At 62.0% G+C, this 19,520-nt stretch carries 17 protein-coding genes; 11 read left to right on the top strand and 6 right to left on the bottom strand.

Annotated features, from left to right (window positions below):
- Positions 1-6: 6 nt before the first annotated feature.
- Both Har1129_RS08310 and Har1129_RS08305 read right to left on the bottom strand, forming a co-directional pair.
- Positions 7-351 (bottom strand): hypothetical protein, encoded by a 345-nt coding sequence (locus tag Har1129_RS08310; RefSeq protein WP_151100236.1) that lies wholly within the window; start codon positions 349-351, stop codon positions 7-9.
- A complete protein-coding gene (locus Har1129_RS08305) occupies positions 351-791 on the bottom strand; it encodes a DUF2240 family protein (protein WP_151100235.1) in 441 nt (146 codons plus the stop codon). The genes Har1129_RS08310 and Har1129_RS08305 overlap by 1 nt, the downstream gene beginning before the upstream one ends.
- A 90-nt stretch (positions 792-881) precedes the next feature.
- Between Har1129_RS08305 and Har1129_RS08300 the strand changes: the two genes are divergently transcribed.
- Positions 882-1,253, top strand: a complete 372-nt coding sequence (locus Har1129_RS08300) for a 30S ribosomal protein S8e (protein ID WP_121513295.1) — start codon at positions 882-884, stop codon at positions 1,251-1,253.
- Positions 1,254-1,298: 45 nt separating this feature from the next.
- Here Har1129_RS08300 and Har1129_RS08295 read toward each other — a convergent pair whose 3' ends face one another.
- Positions 1,299-2,297, bottom strand: coding sequence for a phosphate uptake regulator PhoU (locus tag Har1129_RS08295; protein ID WP_151100234.1), 999 nt, complete (start codon positions 2,295-2,297; stop codon positions 1,299-1,301).
- A 306-nt stretch (positions 2,298-2,603) separates the two neighbouring features.
- Here Har1129_RS08295 and Har1129_RS08290 point away from each other — a divergent pair, with 306 nt between their 5' ends.
- From Har1129_RS08290 to pstB, 4 genes are all read left to right on the top strand, one after another.
- Positions 2,604-3,623 carry a PstS family phosphate ABC transporter substrate-binding protein gene (locus tag Har1129_RS08290; protein ID WP_151100233.1) on the top strand — a complete coding sequence of 340 codons (1,020 nt, stop codon included), beginning with the start codon at positions 2,604-2,606 and terminating at the stop codon, positions 3,621-3,623.
- 82 nt (positions 3,624-3,705) lie between these two features.
- Positions 3,706-4,716 carry a phosphate ABC transporter permease subunit PstC gene (gene pstC, locus Har1129_RS08285; protein WP_151100232.1) on the top strand — a complete coding sequence of 337 codons (1,011 nt, stop codon included), beginning with the start codon at positions 3,706-3,708 and terminating at the stop codon, positions 4,714-4,716.
- Positions 4,717-6,360, top strand: coding sequence for a phosphate ABC transporter permease PstA (pstA, locus tag Har1129_RS08280; protein ID WP_151100231.1), 1,644 nt, complete (start codon positions 4,717-4,719; stop codon positions 6,358-6,360).
- Positions 6,361-7,239, top strand: a complete 879-nt coding sequence (gene pstB, locus Har1129_RS08275) for a phosphate ABC transporter ATP-binding protein PstB (RefSeq protein WP_151100230.1) — start codon at positions 6,361-6,363, stop codon at positions 7,237-7,239.
- Positions 7,240-7,264: 25 nt separating this feature from the next.
- Here pstB and Har1129_RS08270 read toward each other — a convergent pair whose 3' ends face one another.
- Entirely contained in the window at positions 7,265-8,110 is an 846-nt protein-coding gene (locus tag Har1129_RS08270; RefSeq protein ID WP_151100229.1) for a TatD family hydrolase, read from the bottom strand.
- Positions 8,111-8,164: 54 nt separating this feature from the next.
- Positions 8,165-8,611, bottom strand: a complete 447-nt coding sequence (locus Har1129_RS08265; protein WP_151100228.1) for an NYN domain-containing protein — start codon at positions 8,609-8,611, stop codon at positions 8,165-8,167.
- Positions 8,612-8,777: 166 nt separating this feature from the next.
- Between Har1129_RS08265 and Har1129_RS08260 the strand changes: the two genes are divergently transcribed.
- From Har1129_RS08260 to Har1129_RS08235, 6 genes are all read left to right on the top strand, one after another.
- On the top strand, positions 8,778-10,574 hold the full coding sequence (locus tag Har1129_RS08260; protein WP_151100227.1) for a PAS domain-containing protein: 1,797 nt from the start codon (positions 8,778-8,780) through the stop codon (positions 10,572-10,574).
- Between the two features lie 147 nt (positions 10,575-10,721).
- Positions 10,722-11,816 (top strand): glycine cleavage system aminomethyltransferase GcvT, encoded by a 1,095-nt coding sequence (gene gcvT, locus Har1129_RS08255; RefSeq protein WP_151100226.1) that lies wholly within the window; start codon positions 10,722-10,724, stop codon positions 11,814-11,816.
- A complete protein-coding gene (gene gcvH / locus Har1129_RS08250) occupies positions 11,813-12,196 on the top strand; it encodes a glycine cleavage system protein GcvH (protein ID WP_151100225.1) in 384 nt (127 codons plus the stop codon). The genes gcvT and gcvH overlap by 4 nt, the downstream gene beginning before the upstream one ends.
- Positions 12,197-12,301: 105 nt before the next feature.
- Positions 12,302-13,645: an aminomethyl-transferring glycine dehydrogenase subunit GcvPA gene (gene gcvPA, locus Har1129_RS08245; protein WP_151100224.1), complete on the top strand. Its 1,344-nt coding sequence runs from the start codon at positions 12,302-12,304 to the stop codon at positions 13,643-13,645.
- Positions 13,646-13,727: 82 nt separating this feature from the next.
- Entirely contained in the window at positions 13,728-15,149 is a 1,422-nt protein-coding gene (gene gcvPB, locus Har1129_RS08240; protein WP_151100223.1) for an aminomethyl-transferring glycine dehydrogenase subunit GcvPB, read from the top strand.
- Between the two features lie 76 nt (positions 15,150-15,225).
- Complete coding sequence (locus Har1129_RS08235; RefSeq protein ID WP_151100222.1) at positions 15,226-19,125, top strand: PAS domain S-box protein; 3,900 nt, start codon at positions 15,226-15,228, stop codon at positions 19,123-19,125.
- Here Har1129_RS08235 and Har1129_RS08230 read toward each other — a convergent pair.
- Positions 19,122-19,490 (bottom strand): response regulator, encoded by a 369-nt coding sequence (locus Har1129_RS08230; protein ID WP_151100221.1) that lies wholly within the window; start codon positions 19,488-19,490, stop codon positions 19,122-19,124. The genes Har1129_RS08235 and Har1129_RS08230 overlap by 4 nt on opposite strands.
- Positions 19,491-19,520 lie beyond the last annotated feature (30 nt).

The raw sequence follows: 19,520 nt of genomic DNA, 5'->3' as shown, positions 1-19,520 counted from the left end.
AACCGTCTACCCCGAGAGGGCTCGCTCCAGTCCGTCGACTGCGGCTTTCACCGCCGCGCCGCTGTGAACAACGATGGTTGTCCCCTCGACAGTGAGATCATCACGCTCCGGCACGGTTCCGGGCTCCTGCTCTAGGACCAACTGAGCCGTCGTCGGCGTTACTTCGACGACTGCTACGTCGGTGTCGTCAGCAGTCACGCGGTAGGCGAAAGCCCCCTCGGGCGTCGGGTCCACGTCTCTGTCCGCATCGACGACAGCAACGTCTGAGAGCGGCCCGCGCTGGAGGCCAGTCAGTTCCGAGGCGAGTAACTGTCCGATCCGTCGGCCGTCAGCAATCCTGTCTTTGACCATTAGAGCTCCTCCCGAACGTCCGCAGCGATAGCTTCGACGTCGACACCTTCACTGCGCGCGTACACCACGGCTGCGGCCTCCAGCGTGACACCGATGTCGGACTGGAGCGTGTTGATGCCAGCGACAGCAGTCTGTTTCTCGATGCCGGCCTCGACGACTGCATCGAGCACCCGCTCGAACGTCGAGCGAGACTGCAGGATTTCCTCGCCCGGCATGAACCCGTCCGGAATCGCAGTGTGTGTCGCGTCGAAAGCGACAACGAGGTCGTCATCGTCTCGCTCGACCAGTCCCTCGCTCGCGGCCACGTCGACCAGCGTCTTGGCCTGATCGGGCGAGAACCAGTTCCGATCTAGCGAGAGCGCGACGACGAACTCGCTTTCCGCCATCCGGTCGGTGCCACGCTGGCGGAACGGCGCGGCGACGGCCGTCTTCAGACTCATCGTCAGAGCAACCGGCCGGCGCGGGGGTAACGATTGCGATAACGAGTCAGCATCGAACGGTTCAAGTAGTCGCTGGGTCTTCCTTCCCGTATGAAAGACCAGGGACGCTCCCCTCGCAAGCGGACCGGCGGACGCCGACGACCGAACCACAAGAAGAAGAAACACGAGCTCGGGAAGGACACCGTCGAGACGCAGGTCGGCGAGCAGCGACTGAAGACTGTCGACTCCCGCGGCAACACCCAGAAGGTCCGTGCAGTCAAGACAGATGTCGCGAGCATCGCCGACGGTGCGGAGACCATCGAAGCAACTATCGAGAACGTCGTTGAGAACCCATCGAACCCGAACTACGCCCGGCGGAACATCATCACGAAAGGCGCAATCCTCGAAACCACCGAGGGACAGGCCCGCGTGACCTCCCGCCCCGGACAGCACGGTCAGGTCAACGCCGTGCTGGTCGAGTAATCCGGCACGCAGCTTTTTCAGCTGTCCACGGACACGGAGCGGCAGCTATGGCCGCGGGGCAGCCTTCTGGAGTGCGCTTTCAGCGATATTGCCGCCGTAGTCGGCGGTCCGTGACAGTGAGTCGACGACGCGGCCAAGCAACTGTGCGCTCTGTGGATCCAGCTCCCTGACCTTCCCGTCGACTTCACGGGCCGTTTCGTCGACCTCAGGGATCCGGGAACGGGCCTCGTTTGCTAGTTCGACAGCCTCGTCACTGTCGTCAGCTAACAGCGCATCCATCGCGGTTTCGGGGACGGCAATAGCCTCGGTTTCCAGTTGGTCGAGGAGGTCGGCAGTTTCACCGGTTATTTCACCGATCTCCTGTGAGAGGCTGGCTATCTTGGTCGCGTGGTCGGCAATGCGCTCGAGCTGGCGGGCGCTTGACTGGTAGTCGAACACTGTCTCACGCGGGAAGCCGATCTCGTTGGCAGCCGTCGGATTGCGAAGGACGGTGCGGAACACGCGTGAAACCATGTACCAGAGGCGGTCCACATCGTCGTCGCGTTGCATCACGTCTTCTGCAAGGTCGTTGTCGTCCTCGATGAGCGCCTCGACAGCATCGGAGAGCATCGTCAACGAGACCAGTCGCATACGGGTAATAGCGTTGAGGACCGATAGTTCCGAGGAGTCGAGCAGGTCCTGCAGAACGACCCGGTCAGCTGTTTCTTCGATCATCTCCAGACCGACCAGCCCCTGTGTCGCATCGCGGATGATACGTCGCTGCTCGGCCGTGATCCGAGCGGCCTCCAGACGGATGATGTCGAAGCCACTGACGTACATTGTCATCACTGCTCGCGTGAGCTCGTGCCTGTTTTCGAGGCCGGTCACGTCCAGCGTTCCCTCGACGTGGTCGTCGCCGTGCTGTGGCGAGACCAGTAACAGGTCGTCTTCGGCGTAAAACTCGACGATACTGCCGCTCTCGACGTTGTTCTCCGTCGCCCACTCCTTCGGTAACGAGACAGTGTACGTGGACCCGCCGGTCAACTGTACTTTGCGCGTCTCCATAGTACTACGAATACGCGCTGTAGATTTATAAAATATGTTGTGGCTATATATTACTGACCAGATATCTGACCTGTGCTGTTATGACACTTCTCAACGCCATAACTGATTAACAAATGTGACTATTCATCACTATTGTTCCGGCATTTCAGCCCTCAATCAGCGTTTCATCGCTTTCTGCCACCTATTGCGTCGGTTTATCGGTAACCTGGTAGCGACTCACAACAATATATAGGAGTATATAGTATTTATATCCGGATATAGGGCTAATAGTAGGGTACTTATCCGCTCTTCATCTTCCAACAGTTGATGACAGATTCACCGAGCGGTCTCTCACGCCGTCGTTTCCTGACAAGTTCCGGTGCGATTGGGGCACTGGCGCTGGCTGGCTGTACCGAACAGTCATCGGGGGGTAGTGACGGGGGTGCCGACAACGGTGGCAGCACCGATGGCAGTGGTGGCAGCCAGCTGTCCGGTGATATCACGATTACGGGGAGCAGTACGGTGTTCCCCCTTGCGACGGCTGTCGCAAACGAGTTCCAGAAGCAACACGGTCAGGTCAACATCAGCCTCTCCTCGACCGGGTCCGGTGGCGGTTTCAGCAACCACTTCTGTGTCGGAAACTCCGATTTCAACAATGCTTCTCGACCGATTTCCAGCGAAGAGGAGCAACTCTGTGCCGACAACGATATCGAGTACCACGAGATTCAGGTCGCGACGGACGCAGTGACCGTCATCGTCAACCCCGAGAACGATTGGGTCGACTGCGTGACCCCCGACCAACTCAGACAGATCTGGGAAGCCGACGGCGCATCTACTTGGGCCGACGTGAACGCCGACTGGCCTGACGAGCAGATCAACCGGTTCGGTGCCGCCGACACGTCCGGGACGTTCGATTACTTCAACGAGGCGATTCTCGGCGAGGAAGCAAATCACACCAGCAACTACGAAGCCACTGAACAGGACAACCTCATCCTGCAGGGCGTCCAGCAGGACCAGTACGCTATCGGCTACTTCGGCTTCGCCTACTACCAGAGCAACACGGACGCGGTCAAGGCACTCAGCATCGACAACGGCGACGGCTGCGTCGAACCCTCGCTGGAGACGGCCAAGGCCGGCGACTACCGGCCGCTTTCGCGCCCGCTGTTCACGTATCCCCAAAAGAGCGCACTCGCCGAGGAGCACGTCGCCGAGTTCGCTCGGTACTTTATCGAGCAGAGCGCCAACACCGAACTCGTCTCCGAGGAAATCGGTTACGTCCCACGAACGGAGGAGGCGATGCAGTCGGAGCTCGACGCTCTCAACAGCGTCATCGACGAGGTCCAGTAGCGGGCCGACAGACAGAGGTAGAGGGCTACAGAGACAACCGAAGTACGCTTTCCCGACTATACAGAATGAGTGAACAACACCGATGAGCAACGAAGGACAGGCACCGGACTTAACGGGAAATCGAGGATTCAGGTCGGTCCGTGAGTCGGCATATAAATACGCGCTGGCGGGCTGTGCTGTCCTGTCGGTGCTGACGACGGTGAGTATCATCGGGGTGCTCGTCTTGGACGCCGCGGCGTTTTTCGCCGAGGTTCCAGTGCTCGAGTTCCTGACTGGAACGACTTTCAGCCCGAACCTCGAACCGGTTTCGTTCGGCGTGTTGCCCCTCATTCTCGGAACGGTTCTCATTACTATCGGTGCGGGCGTACTCGCGCTCCCGACCGGCGTCCTGACTGCAATATACCTCAGTGAGTACGCGAGCGACCGAACGCGGTCGATACTGAAACCGATGCTCGAAGTGCTTGCCGGCGTCCCTACTGTGGTGTATGGCTACTTCGCTATCGTCTATGTCACGCCCGCGTTGAACACTGTGATTACCGGACTCAACGGCCTACTGGGGACTGAATTCGGGACACTGGGCCTGTTCAACGGGCTTTCGGCGTCTATCGTCGTCGGGATCATGATTATCCCGATGGTCTCCTCTATCAGCGAGGACGCGATGAGTTCTGTTCCGGACTCGCTTCGCCAAGCCGGCTACGGCCTCGGAGCGACGAAGTTCAACGTCTCACTGACCATCGTCGTTCCAGCGGCGGTCTCTGGCATCGCGTCGTCGTTCATCCTCGCTATCTCGCGGGCTATCGGTGAGACAATGGCCGTCGTGCTGGCCGCAGGGTCCCAGCCGCCGGACATTCCGCCGGTCCAGCAGGCCTTCGGTATCCCGTATGTGGCCCCAGCGGACGTGATCGGACTGTTTACCGAGAGTTCCGCGACGATGACCGTCGCGATGGTCAACATCGCTCAGGGGGACATCTCCGGCGGGTCGACCGCCTACCAGTCGCTCTTTGCTATCGGACTCACGCTGTTCGTCATCACGCTGGCGATGAACGTCGTCAGCGACCTCGTGGCGAGTCGCTATCGGGAGGTCTACGAGTAAATGGCCACGACATCACCGACAGAAACTGATTTCGGCGAAGTCAGCCGAATCAAGGGCATCGTTTTCAAGTACATCTCGTTTGTCGCCTCGATTATCGGCATACTGGCGCTCGGCGTGTTGCTCGCGTACGTGTTCTGGGACGCGCTCGGGCTGGAGACCGCTGGTACCCGGTGGTATCTCGCGTACACGGGGACACTCCTCGTGCCGTTGCTCGCGTTCTTCGTCTACGCTCGGACCCGCCCAGAGGTCATCGCGGGGGCGTTCGAACTGTTCAGTATGACGCTGGCCGGCGTCCTGCTGACCGGTGCGGGCGTCATTATCCTCTCGATCATCGCCAGTCCGCCAGTGTGGTTTGCGTACTTCCTCACCGTTGTTGGGCCGATTGTCGGTCTGTACGTGTACGGCCAGTACAACCGCGAGGCGACTTGGGTCGGCTTGGCGATGCTTGGGATATTGCTCATTGGCCCGGTCGTCGGGACGCTGGGGCTGAGCGTGTTGACCACAATCGGTGCCCTGCTGGGTTCGCCCGGAGTCTACTTCCTCTCGCTCGTCGTCCCCGCGGCCGCCGTCGCCGCGTATCTGTCGGCGGAACGGCTTGAGTTCTCCCGGCGACGGAGTCTGGGCATCGGCGTCGGCCTGCCAGTTCTGGCAATCGTCGCGGTCCCGCTCGTCGACACCGTCCCGGCCATTTCACGGTCGGTCTGGCTTATCGGTCTCGTGCTGTTTGGCCTCCCAGTCGGGTTCACGGTCGCAAACACGGTCCGGACCCGTGACCGGTGGCCTGCGTTCGCGTTCCCCGCTATTCTCGGTCTCGGGGTCCTCGCGGGCGAAGCCGTCGTCGCCGCTATCGGCGCGACGACGCCGACGCCGTGGCTCGACTGGCAGTACGTCACCAGCGGCCCGTCCCAGACCGCGGCGGAAGCTGGACTGTACCCCGCTATTATCGGCTCGATATTCCTCATCGTGCTGGTGAGCGTGTTCACGTTCGTCTTCGGCGTCGGCGCGGCCATCTACCTCGAAGAGTACGCGCCGGGGACCGGCCCGATTGCGAGCGTCACGCGGGTCATCAAGGTGAATATCTCGAACCTCGCCGGCGTTCCGTCGGTGGTGTACGGTCTGCTGGGCCTAGGCATCTTCGTGAACATCGAGTCTCAGATCGGTCCGTTCACCTACGCCGGGTTCGGTGTCGGGACGGTGCTTACTGCCGCGATGACGCTCTCTCTGCTCATCCTCCCGATTGTCATCATCTCCGCACAGGAGGCGATCAGGTCCGTGCCGGACTCGCTGCGGCAGGCGTCCTACGGGATGGGCGCGACCCGGTGGCAGACGATCCGGAACGTCGTCCTCCCGCGCTCGCTGCCGGGCATTCTGACCGGGACGATTCTCGCGCTCGGGCGAGCTATCGGCGAGACCGCACCGCTTATCATGATCGGTGCGGCGACGACGAAGTTTTCCCCACCGAGTGGGCTGTTCGGCAAGCTCACGGCGATGCCGATGCAGATCTTTGCTTGGGCATTCGAACCGAGCGACGAGTTCCGGTACGGCGTCGTCGCAGCCGGCGTCGTGACGCTGCTTATCGTCATGCTGACGATGAACTCCGTCGCGATTCTCGTGCGCAACAAATATCAACAGGAGGCAAACTAAATGACTTCACAGGACATGGCCAGTGACACCGACGTTGAGACTGACGACGACTCCCTCGTGACGACTGACCCCGGAAAGGGCGGCCTCGATGAAAACGCCGAACGGGGCTCGGTCGAGCAGACTGGGTCGGGGACCGTCATCGAGTCCCGCGGTCTCGACGTATTCTACGGCGAGACGCAAGCCCTGCAGAACATCGATTTGGCCATTCCGGAGAATCAGGTGACCGCCATGATCGGCCCGTCGGGCTGTGGCAAGTCGACGTTCCTGCGGTGTATCAACCGCATGAACGATCTCATCGACATCGCCCGCGTCGATGGTGAACTCACCTTCAAGGGGAAAAACGTCTACGACGCCGATGTCGACCCGGTCGCCCTGCGCCGCCGGATCGGGATGGTGTTCCAGCATCCGAACCCCTTCCCGAAGAGCATCTACGACAACGTCGCCTACGGCCTCCGTATTCAGGACAAGACGGACAACATCGACGAGGTGGTCGAGCAGTCCCTGAAGAAAGCGGCGCTGTGGGACGAGGTCAAGGACCGCCTTGATGGATCGGCGCTGGACCTTTCGGGCGGCCAGCAACAGCGTCTCTGTATCGCCCGCGCCATCGCCGTCGACCCCGAAGTCATTCTGATGGACGAGCCGGCCTCGGCGCTTGATCCCATCGCGACCTCTCAAATCGAGGACCTCATCGAGGAACTGGCTGAAGAGTACACGGTCGTCATCGTCACTCACAACATGCAACAGGCCGCCCGTATCTCTGACAAGACGGCCGTCTTCCTCACCGGCGGCGAACTCGTCGAGTTCGACGACACCGACAAGATATTCGAGAATCCCGACAGCCAGCGCGTCGAGGACTACATCACCGGCAAGTTCGGATAGCGTCTCCTCGCTTTTGCCGTCGCCGTTACCGCTCCAGCGTCGCCTCGGTGTCGATGCCGTACACGTCTGCCGGCGTCTCGACATGGGCAGTTCTGACTGCGTCTTCATGTCCATTTTCGAGCAGCCAGCGGACGCGCCGCGGCACGGTTTTCGGCCCTAACACCGCGCCGGGGCGGTCCGGGTCGTCGATGTAGTCCGTCTCCATCAGGAACGGCGCGTCGGACTCGACGGCGATTTCAAGTTCGTCCTTGTCTGCAAGTACGGACTTGACTGGGCCACGGAGTCGACCGCCGGAGTAGTGTTTGACGACCTGCGTTCGGTCGAGGCCACGGTCTTCGGCCCAGCCAGCCACTTCTTCGAAGTCTTCGCCGCCCTCAGTGTGGAGCTGTATCGCACAGCCTACGTCGGCAGCACGTTCGAACCCATGGCACATCACTTCGTTTGACGCCGCCCAGACCGCATCGTCCACGTCGTAGTGCGGTCGCCCGGATTTCAGCGCAAGCGCGTCGCCGGTATCGACGTACTCCGCTGCCACATCGAGGCCGGTCTGCATGAGGTCCCGCGCCTCCGGCGGTGTGTAGCCGTCCTCGACGAGCTTCGAAATCAGCGCCGGATGGACCCCGAGGACAGGCCAGGCACGTCCATCCAGCACCTCCGTCGCGGCGGTGGCAGCCTCGATAGTGAGGTCGAACACCTCGCGGAACGTCGCCGCGTCAGTCGCCCTCTCGACGAGGTGCCAAGACGGTTTGTTGAGCACTAGCAGGTGTGTTCCGCCCTGAGACGCGAATTCCTCGGCCGCTGCGACGTTCCGGCCGTTGACCGGGTCGAGATGGAGGTGGTTGTCCAGTACTGGCGTATCGTCGATATCCATATGTGGCCAATGGCACTGGTCGAAAAAACAGTTGGCGTCACGGCGTCAGCCGTCTCAGAGCGTCACTGCGTCTTCCGCCGCGTTGCGTAACGCGTCGGAGCGGCCGTACTCACCCGGTGCGATAGCGACTGTTTTGACCCCTTCCCGTGCGGCTACTTCCAGCGCCGGCTTGAAATCCGTGTCCCGCGAGGCGACGACCAGCACGTCGACCTGTCCCGAAACGACGGCGTCTGTTGCGTCGACAGCCATACGGACGTCTACGTCGCCACTGGTCGTCACGACCTCGAACCCGCGAGCCTCGGCAGCCTGAATGAGCCCCGGAGAGGCGTTCTGGTCGACGTAGAGGCGGGTCAACGCTAGCGGGCCGTATTCGACTGCAATGTCGCGGACCTCGTCAAGGTCGACATCGAACTCGGACCTGAGCACGTTCGGTCCGTCAACGAACAGTCCGACGCGACGGCGCGAGTCTTTCTCCCCGAATATCCGACGAAACAGCTCCATGCGCCCCTTTCCCTGCCCAGCCCGTTTATGCGTGCCGTTTCACGTTATAAATCAGTATTCGCTATATTAAACGCGGCTGCACAACACTTAGGAGGGTACACACCTCAGTCTACAGATAGCATTTCCAGATAGAAGCGACTGTCAACACTGTTCGACATCCGGGACCATGAGTAATGAATCTCTTCACAATCGAGACGTTCTAAACAGTCTTTGCGAGATAATTTCCGATCCAGCAGTCGTACTAGATGCTGATGGCGTCTTTGTCGACGTCATTCATAACGCTCACAACGGCGCATTGTTCTTCAAACAGCCGGAAACACTGTTGGGGACGGACCTCTGGGATATCTTCTCTACAGCACAGGCCGATCAGTTCTACACAGTCATCGAGGACGCTCTGCAGGCAGGCAAACAGCAGCAAATCGAGTATCAGCTAACGCTTGACAGCGGGGTTCGGCACTTCGAGGCGCGCGTCGCGCCGGTTGGCAGTGGCAACACGGACCGAGTGCTATGGCTGGCCGAGGATATCACGCAGCGAAAGCGGCGCGAGGAGAAGCAGGCACTCATCGAGCGGGTGTTCGAAATCAGCCCGGTCGGTCTCGTCATCGTTGAGCCGTCCGGCAAGATATCGCGAGCGAATGACCGGGCCGAAGACCTGCTCGGCCTCGAACACAATACCATCACTGAGAGGCGGTACGATCAACCGGAGTGGAATATCTTCTACGAAGACGGGACCCCGATCCCCGACTCGGAACATCCGGTTACGCGGGTGCTCGAATCCGGCGACCCGGTGTTCGGATTCGAGCACTGGATAGAGCTAGCCGATGGGACCGAGCGGTGGCTTTCGAGCAACGCTGCGCCGATACTGGGCGATGACGGGACTATCGAGCGTGTCATCGTGGGTCTAGACGACGCAACGAGCATGAAACAGCGGGAGGAGCAACTGGAGTGGCTTGTCGGGACCGAAACCTTGGCCGACATCGGTGGGTGGGAACTCGATCTGGAAACAGATCTGATAGAGGGAACCACCGGGATGAAGCGTCTATATGGAACATCACAGTACAATCCGACGCTCGATGAGGCCATTGAGCAGTACCACCCAAATGATAGAGCGGCCCTTCGGGATGCTATCGAGACCTGCCGTGAAACCGGCGAACCAATCGAACTAGAAGCACGCCGCAAGACTGCGGGGGAAACTGAGCGCTGGTTCCGACTCCGGGCAGAAAAGACCGTTCAAGACGGGACACCGAAGCTTCGAGGCATCGTTCGCGATATCACCCAAGATAAGGAGCGAGAGCAGCGGATAATGGTCATGAGTCGAATTCTCCGGCACAATATCCGGAACAAATTGACCGTGATACGGGGCAATTCGAGACTCCTCAAAGAAGAGCTCGCCTCGTCCGATTCCTCTGTTGACGCCGCTAGAGGACACATCGACAGAATCGAAAACGCCTCGAAAGAGCTCGATTCGTTGGCCGAGCGAGCACGGTCGTTTGACCGAGTCATCGAGCGAGACCTCCGAAGTGGGACAGTCCATCTCCGGCAAGTCCTCACCGATGTTCAGGAGGCCCTCACAGAACAGCATCCCGAACTCACCATTGAAGTCGCATCCACCGAGGCGGAGGTATCGGGCGATAGGATGGCTATCGACCTGATACTAGAGATTCTTCTCGAGAATGCACTGGAATACAGCGACGTGTCCGACCCAACCGTTGCACTTACAGCAGAAGAAACGCCGGCGGGTCAGGCAACAGTTCGAGTCGATACCGACAAGTCTGATATCCCTGACATAGAGCGCAGAGTCCTGTCTTCGGAGACGGAGGGTCCGATAGCACATAGCCGTGGTCTCGGGTTGTGGGCGGTTACGTGGCTGGTCCGACGTCTTGGCGGGTCTGTGACGCTTGATGAAGACCTCGACGGCGGAACGCGAGTCGAACTGGCGTTCCCATTGGCGCGAAGTGAGTAACGAAGGCCGACAACTGCATTCTCTGTCCCGGTTCTGTCGCTCCATTCAGTGCAGCCGCCGATTTGATATCGTCGTATATGATTTATCAGCGGTCCGCAGGCAGTGAAGGGCCAAACGGTAAGACCACGCGGTACGAGATATCCGCGTATGACACTGCGGGCACCACCGCTCTCTGCGGTTCACCAGCGAGCCGACGCTTCGTTCACTGACTTCGGCGGGTGGGAGATGCCGGTCGAGTTCGAGTCGATCCGTACAGAACACGAGGCAGTCCGGAGCGAAGCCGGGAAGTTCGACGTTTCGCACATGGGACAGATAACCGTGGCTGGTCCGGACGCAGCGACGCTGACACAGCGACTGACCACCAACGACGTGACCGTGCTGGATCCGGGAGAGGCCCAGTACGGGGCCATCACAGGTGAAGACGGGATCATGCTGGACGACACCGTCGTCTACCGGCTCCCGGAAGGCGCGGCCGATGAGTTCCTGTTCATCCCGAACGCCGGTCACGATGGGGAGATGACCGAACGGTGGCTCTCTGAGCGGGACGAACGAGGTCTGGATGCGACGGTGACGAACCGGACCGAGGAGTATGCGATGCTCGCCGTTCAGGGGCCTGACGCACCGGATCTGCTGGCGGCCGAGACGGAGGGCGTCACGCTCTCTGCCCTGTCCCGGTTTGAGGTGGCTGACGGGACTGTTGCCGGCGTGGACTCGCTAATCGCCCGGACGGGCTACACGGGCGAACCCGGCTTCGAAATCCTCTGTCCGCCCGACAATGCCGAGGCGGTCTGGGGCGCGCTTGAGTGCCAGCCCTGTGGGCTCGGCGCGCGTGACACCCTCCGCCTAGAAATGGGCTTTCTGCTCTCCGGTCAGGAGTTCCATCCGGTCGATGAGCCCAGAACGCCCTATGAGGCCGGGATCGGCTGGACTGTCGAACTCGATACGGAGTTCGTCGGTCGGGACGCACTGGAAGGCGTCGCTGCCGACGGTCCTGAAGAGAAACTCATCGGCATCGAACTCATCGACCGCGGCGTCCCGCGTCATGGGTACGACGTGACAACGCCAGACGGCGAGACTATCGGGCACGTCACGAGCGGGACGATGAGTCCGACGCTGGGGTCGCCGATAGCGCTCGCTTACGTCCCGGCAGCGTACGCCCAACCGGACAAATCCGTTCGCGTCCTCGTCCGCGGCGAACCGAAGAAAGCACGTACCAGGAGCACGCCATTCCTCGATAGATGAGCTTCGACGTTCCCGACGACCTGCGATATCTGGAGTCACACGAATGGGTACGCATCTCCGGCGACACCGCCGAGATCGGCATCACTGAGTTCGCACAGGACGAACTCGGCGACGTGGTGTTCGTCGAACTGCCGGACGAGGGAGCGGAACTGACTGCAGGCGAGGACTTCGGCGTGGTGGAGTCTATCAAGGCTGTGTCCGACGTGTACGCCCCCGTCTCAGGCACTGTCACAGCAGTCAACGATCAGCTCCGTGACGAGCCAGAACTGCTTAACGAGGACCCGTTCGGTGACGGCTGGATGCTTGAGGTTGAACTTGACGAAGAGAGCGACATCGACGACCTGCTCTCACCCGCCGCGTACCGCGACCAGATCGAGTAACCCCCGGTGGCAGCGGTCCCGCGGGGGTGAAAGGAGTAACCTAATGTGGACACGGTCGTTAGCTGCGGATATCATGTCACCCCGGCGCTACTGGGTGGTTCTCCAATGAGCGATAGTGATTCACACGCCACAGGCAGTCCGTACGCACCGCAGACGGCCGCAGAGACCGCGGCGATGCTCGATGCAGTCGGGGCCGATGCCCTCGAATCGCTGTTCGACGTCCCCGAGGCTATCGCCTTCGACGGCGAGTTCGGTATCGATGCCCGGAGTGAGCGGGCGACGCGCCGGGAAGTCGCCGGCCTTCTGGGCCGCAACGCCGACCTTACTGAATTCCTCGGTCGCGGCCACTACAACCACTACGTCCCGAGCGTCGTCGACGACCTCGCCAGCCGCTCGGAGTTCCTGACATCCTACACGCAGTACCAGCCCGAGGTCGCACAGGGATTCCTTCAGGCGCTTTTCGAGTTCCAGTCGATGCTGGTGGAACTCACGGGGCTCGGCGTTGCCAACTGTTCGATGTACGACGATGCGACGGCGCTGGGCGAGGCAGCGACGCTCTCTCAGCGAGTCCGGTCGGTGTCCGGCGACCGGATTCTGGTACCGGAGCATCTTCGGGACGGCAAACGCGCCGTTCTGTCGAACTACGCCGATGGACCGGACCTCACGGTCGAGTCCTACCCGATGGCCGATGGCGTCGTCGACGTGGCGGCGCTGTCCGACCAGATCGGCGAGGACACCGCGATGGTGTACGCCGAGTCGCCGACGGTCCGGGGCGTTATCGAGGAACGCCTCGGGGCTATCGGTGACTTGGCTCACGACCACGAGGCGCTGTTCTGTCTCGGCTCGGACCCGATAGCGCTGTCCCTGCTGGAGCGGCCAGCCGATGTCGGGGCCGACGTGGTCGTCGGCGACGCTGCGTCCCTTGGGACCGGCACCGCATACGGCTTCGGCCTCGGTATGTTCGTCACGCGCGAGGAGTATCTGCGGCAGGTCCCCGGCCGGCTGGTCGGGGCCAGCGAGGACGCCGCCGGCCGTCGCGCGTACACGCTGACACTCCAGACCCGAGAGCAGCACATCCGGAAGGAGCGGGCGACTTCCAACATCTGTACGAATCAGGCGTGGGTCGCGCTCCGGACCGCGATGCACGCCGCGTGGCTCGGCCCGGACGGGCTGGTCGACCTCGCCGAGGACTGCGTCACCCGCGCCCGTGACCTCGCCGACCGTCTCGACGATGTCGTCGGGGTGAAAGCCCCGGTCCACGGCCGCCACCACTTCCGGGAGTTCCTCGCCCGCACGGACCAGCCGGCCAGTGCAATAGTTTCCGACCTCGCAAGCGAGGGGTATGCGGTCCACGCGGTCGATGACCACCTCGTGCAGGTGTGTGCGACCGAGACCACCGCCGAGGCCGAAGACGAGTTTGTCGCGGCGTTCCGGGAGGTTGCGAAATGACACTCGCCTCACTGCGCTCGGCGAACCACCGTGGGACAAACCACGTCCCACGAGCTGCACGCTCGACACGGAGGTGTCTCGCGTGAAGTACGACCAAGCCCGCTGGACCGACGACAGCGACGACCGGTACGAGCCGCTGCTCTCGGAGAAGGCGAACGAAACGGTCGACATCGAGGACTCACCGCTGCCCGAGGACCTGACGCGGGACTCGCTTTCCTTGCCCGACCCTGCCGAGCCCGAACTGGCCCGGCATTACACGCGCCTCTCGCAGATGAACTACGGCGTCGAGAGCGGGCCGTTCCCGCTTGGCTCGTGTACGATGAAGTACAACCCCTCCTTCACCGAGGACGTGGCCGCACGGGCCGACGCCGCCATCCACCCGGCTCGGCCCGATTCGACCGTTCAGGGGACGCTGGCGCTGTGTCACCGCCTGCAGGACTACCTCGGCCGTATCGGTGGGATGGACGCGGTGACGCTGCAGCCACCCGCCGGTGCGGCCGGCGAGTTCACCGGCATCCAGATAGCGAAGGCCTACCACGAACACAACGACGACGACCGCTCCGAAGTCGTCATCCCGGATTCCGCCCACGGCACGAACTTCGCGACGGCGGCGATGGCCGGCTACGAGGTCGTGGAACTACCCAGTGGCGACGACGGTCGCGTCGACATCGAGGCGCTGGAGGCGGCTGTCGGCGACGACACTGCCGCGCTCATGCTTACGAACCCCAACACGCTGGGACTGTTCGAGCGCGATATCGAGCACGTCGCTGATATCGTCCACGACGCCGGCGGTCTCCTGTACTACGACGGCGCGAACCTCAACGCACTGTTGGGGCGCGCTCGCCCCGGCGATATGGGCTTTGACGTGATGCACTACAACGTCCACAAGACGTTTGCGACGCCCCATGGGGGCGGCGGCCCCGGGGCCGGCCCGGTCGGCGTCCGCGAGGAACTGGCCCAGTTCCTCCCGAACCCACACGTCAGAGAACGGGGCGGTAACTACGAACACTACGAGCCGGACAACTCGATTGGGAAGGTCCATGGCTTCTATGGCAACTGGCCGGTACTGCTCAAAACCTTCGCCTATATCGCCAGACTCGGCGACGAGGGCCTGCGGGACGCCAGCGCGAAGGCCGTGCTGAACGCGAACTACCTCGCTGAGCAAATCGAGTACGACGTGCCGTTCGGCCCGTTCCACCACGAGTTCGTCGCCAGCGCGGGCGAGCAGGACGCCGCCGACGCGGCCAAGCGGATGCTCGACTACGGCGTCCACCCGCCGACGACGAAGTGGCCCGAAATCGTCGACGAGGCGCTGATGACCGAGCCCACGGAGAGCGAAACCAAACGCTCGCTCGACCAGCTCGCGGCCGCGTTCAACGCCGTGGCCGGTGACTCGGACGCCGAGCTGGCCGACGCGCCGTCGCGGCCGGCAGCGAAACGCATCGACCAAGTCACTGCGGCCCGGGACCCACAGCTCTCTTGGCAGGCGCTCGACGACACGTAACCCGACGTTTCGACATTTGATACTTCCGCCAGAGCGTATATGCCACCCCACGGTATAGGAGTTATAACGCACCGCTATGTCCGACACGCCGCATCTGTTGTACGTTGGTCCTGCCGATGATGACGCGGACACAGCCATATCTGACGCATTAGGTTCGGTCACGACAGTTACCACCGCGGCAGGCGCCCTGTCGGAACTGGCCGACCGCGCCTACGACGCCGTCATCTGTGAACATGATCTTCCGGGAGCGGAGACCGGTCTGGACGTGCTGGCGTCGATACGCGAGCAATACGACACGCTCCCGGTCGTTCTCTGTACGACGGAACCCGACGGCGTGGTCGCCGCCCATGCGACACGGCTCAACGTGACAGAGTACGTCCCTCGTAGCGAAGGAGCGCTGACCGACCGGGTGTACGACATCGTGACCCAGCGGCGCGTGGACCCGAACTCCGCCGCCGACCCCGGCCCAACAGAGGAAGACGACGCCGATCCAGTGACCTCAGAGACGATGCTACCGCCGGAGGTCTCGGATTCGTTCGACGCTATTGCCGGGAGTATTTCGGATGCCGTCGTCACAATTGACGCCGACAGCGAAGTCGTGTACGCCAACGACGAGGTCGCTGAGCTGACGGGCTATGACCGCGCGGAGCTGGTCGGTGACGATTTCGCGAAAGTGATTCCCGAACATCTGCGAGACTCTCACTTCGAGGGAGTGGACCGGTACCGCCGGACCGGCGACCGGAACGTCGACTGGGACTACCTCGAACTGCCGCTCGTGACTGCTACCGGAGACCAGCTAACCGTCGCGGTTTCGTTCGGCGATTTCGAGCGTGACGGGCAGTGGTTCTGTACCGGCGTTCTCAGGGACATCTCCGATCGGAAGGAACGGGAGCGAGCGCTCGAAGAGACGAACCGTCGGCTCGACCTCGCGCTCGACGGAACGAACACCGGCGTCTACGAGTGGAACTTAGCGACCGACGAGATGAGCTGGGACGAAGCGACTGCGGACCTCTTCGGGACAACGCCGGACGCCTTTGCGGGCACCGTCTCGGCGTTCCACGAGTACGTCCATCCCGACGACCGCCCGTCGCTCGAAGGTCGCTTCGAGCGAGTGGCAGAGAGCAACGAGGGGCTCGAAGCCGAGTTTCGGGCCGTCGTCGACGGGGAGACGCGATGGCTCCGGACGAGCGGCGTCGTCGAGGACCGTGATGCACAGGCCCCGCGCCTCGTCGCCATTGTCACCGACGTCACGGAGCGAAAGGAGCGCGAACAGACGCTGCATGCCAACAACGACTCGCTGCAGGCCCTGACACAGCTCGCCACCGGTAACGAACTTAGTGAAACTGAAACCGTCGGCCGAGTCATCGAAATCGGGCTGGACCGACTCGACATGGCGTTTGGCTATCTGAGCCGTATCGACGACGGGGTCCACGAAATCCAGATGGTCACCGGGAACACCCCTCTCGAATCCGGGACACAGACGCCGCTTGAAGACACGTACTGCCAGCAAGTGCTCGAATCCGGTGACCTCTACGCAATTACCGATGCCACCACCGAGGATGGACACGCGGCTGACGTGTACCGGAAAAGCGGCGTCGCGTGCTACGCCGGTGGCCTTATCACGGTCGGTGGCGAGCCGTACGGAACGCTCTGTTTCGGCGATGAGCGGCCGCGGTCGGAGTCGTTCTCCGAGAGCGAGGAGGCGTTCATGAAAGTCCTCGTGGAGTGGGTGAACCACGAACTCGAACGCCGCCACCGCGAGGACGAACTCCAACGCTACGAGAACATCATCGAAGCGGTCGACGATGGCGTGTACGCGCTTGACTCGGAGGGGTATTTCGAGTTCGTCAATCAGGCGATGACTGACCTTACAGGCTACTCCGAGTCGGAACTGCTTGGCTCCTACACCGGCTTCATCAAGAACGACGGCGTCGTCGAGCGCGCCGAATCCATCGTTCAGGAGATGATATTCGAGGACCGAGACGACGAGGAAACGTTCGAGCTGGAGATTCAGCAGGCGTCGGGGAACTCGTTCCCCGCACAGGACCACATGACGCTGCTGTACGACGATGACGGCCGATTCGACGGGACTGCAGGCGTCATTCGGGATATTACTGAGCAGAAACAGCGCGACGAGGCCCTGTCCGGGCTGTTGGATACGAGCCGGTCGCTCATGCAAGCCCAGACGGCTCAGGAGGTCGCCGAAACAGTTATTCAGGCGACCGAGTCGGACCTCGGGTTCGACCACTCGCTCGTCAGGCTGTACGACGCGGAGACGGACACACTCCGGCCGGCCGCCGCCAGCGACAAAGTCCCGGAACGACCGGTGTACGACGCTGACGAGGGGTTCCCCGGCGACGCGTTCCAGCGCGGCGACCCGCTAGTCGTTGACGAGTTCGAGCGGGTCGATAACTACGACTCCGACGTTCTGACAGCGGTGATGTACCTTCCGATGGGTGACCACGGGGTCGTGAGTATCGGTGCACAGCGGGGCCACGAGTTCACCGAATCGGACGTCTCTGTTGGAAAGATTCTCGCATCCAACGCGGCCGCCGCCTTCGACCGGGTCGAGCGTGAACGGAGCCTGTTACTGTACGAGTCCGTGGTCGAGAACGTCCGTGACATGATGTACGTCCTCGACGACGAGGGGAGATTTCAGCTGGTCACCGAACCGCTCGCGGAGTGGCTCGGCTACGAGCGGGCGACGCTTCTTGGCCAGCACCCGCGCATTGTGCTCGACCAGAACGCTATCGACGAGTTCGCCTGCCGTATCGGTGACCTCTGCCAGCAGGGCGGCACCGGCGCGGTCCAGCTGGAAACGGCGCTGGAAACGGCCAGCGGAGAGAAGCGTCCGGCGGAAATCGAGGTGTCGTTGATCGACGCGGACCAGTTCCGCGGCACCGTTGGCGTCGTCCGGGACCTGACCGAACTCAAGCAGGCGCGGGCAGAGCTGAAAGACGAGCGTGACCGGTTCTCGTACCTGTTCAACACGCTCCCCGACGCTGTCATCGAAACGGAGACTGTGGCGGACGAGTCGGTCGTCAGGTCGGTCAACCCCGCGTTCTCTGACGTGTTCGGGTACGGTCAGGACACGGCCGTCGACAGTCCCCTTTCGGACCTCCTCCGGCTTCCGGATACCACTCACGATGACCTGCCCCGATTCGACGACCGACAGGCAAACGGCGACCCCTTCCAGACTGAACTCCGATTGATGACTGAGACGGGGTTCCGTGACTTCCTCTTCCGGGGCGTGCCGTACAGCCGGGACGGTGACAGCATCCGCGGCTTCGGTATCTACACTGACATCACTGAGCAACGCGAGCGCGAGCGCCGGCTGAAACTGCTCAACCGCGTGCTTCGGCACAATCTCCGGAACGACCTGACTGTCGTCCTCGGGATGGCTGACGCGTTAGACGAGCGAATCGACAACGAACACCACCGCTCCATCCTCCACAGACTCCAGCGAAAGGCCGAGGAGATGGCGTCGTTGAGCGAGCGTGCACGCGACATGGAGCGCTCCGTCCGGCGCGACCAGTTCGGCACGGACCCGGTCAACGTGCCCGCGGCTGTCCGGGATATCGTGTCCTCGTATCGCGACGAGCACGCCGGCAAGATCGAAACAGACCTCCCGGATACGCCAGTTACAGCGGGTGACGGGCGATTACACCGCGTTATCGGTGAACTTCTCGAGAACAGCCTCGAACACGGCGGCGACGAACCGTCTGTCCGCATCGATGTGGCGGCCGACCAGCGAATCGTCTCAATCACTGTCGCCGACGACGGCCCTGGGATTCCACAGCACGAACTCGATGTCGTGACCGGCGACGAACCGATCACGCAACTGCATCACGGGACCGGGCTCGGCCTGTGGCTGGTCGTCTGGGTAACCGAAACCTACGGCGGCACAGTTGACTTCGGGAGCGGTCCGGACGGCGGCACAGTCGTCACGCTGGAACTGCCCCGGATCGACGCCTAGATCGTGTCGCGAATCCGGTCGGCGAGCACTCCGTACTGCTCCGTACCCGTCCCTTTCTGGACCACGGCAGTGACGCCGTGTTCCGTGGCGGCGTCTGCGACATCGTCGTGCTCGCGCGCCGTAAACAACAAGAACGGGATGTCAACGCCGTTCTCCCGGAGCGCGGCACATAGCTCCATCCCGTCAAGCCGGGGCATCTTGTAGTCACTGACGACCGCGTCGAAATCGCCGTCAGTTGCCAGGTCCAGTGCCGCCTCTGGGTCGGCCTCTGTTGTTATCTCGAACCCGTCTTCCTGTCCCAGAAACGTCCCGACGATTTCCAGAACGTCTACGTCCTCGTCTACCAGTAGGACCTCGATACTCATCGGTTCTAGGTCTGTGGTTCCCCGATAAAA

The sequence above is a fragment of the Haloarcula sp. CBA1129 genome (assembly GCF_008729015.1).
Taxonomy (GTDB): Archaea; Halobacteriota; Halobacteria; order Halobacteriales; family Haloarculaceae; genus Haloarcula.
This window is presented reverse-complemented; position numbering and strand designations above follow the sequence as displayed.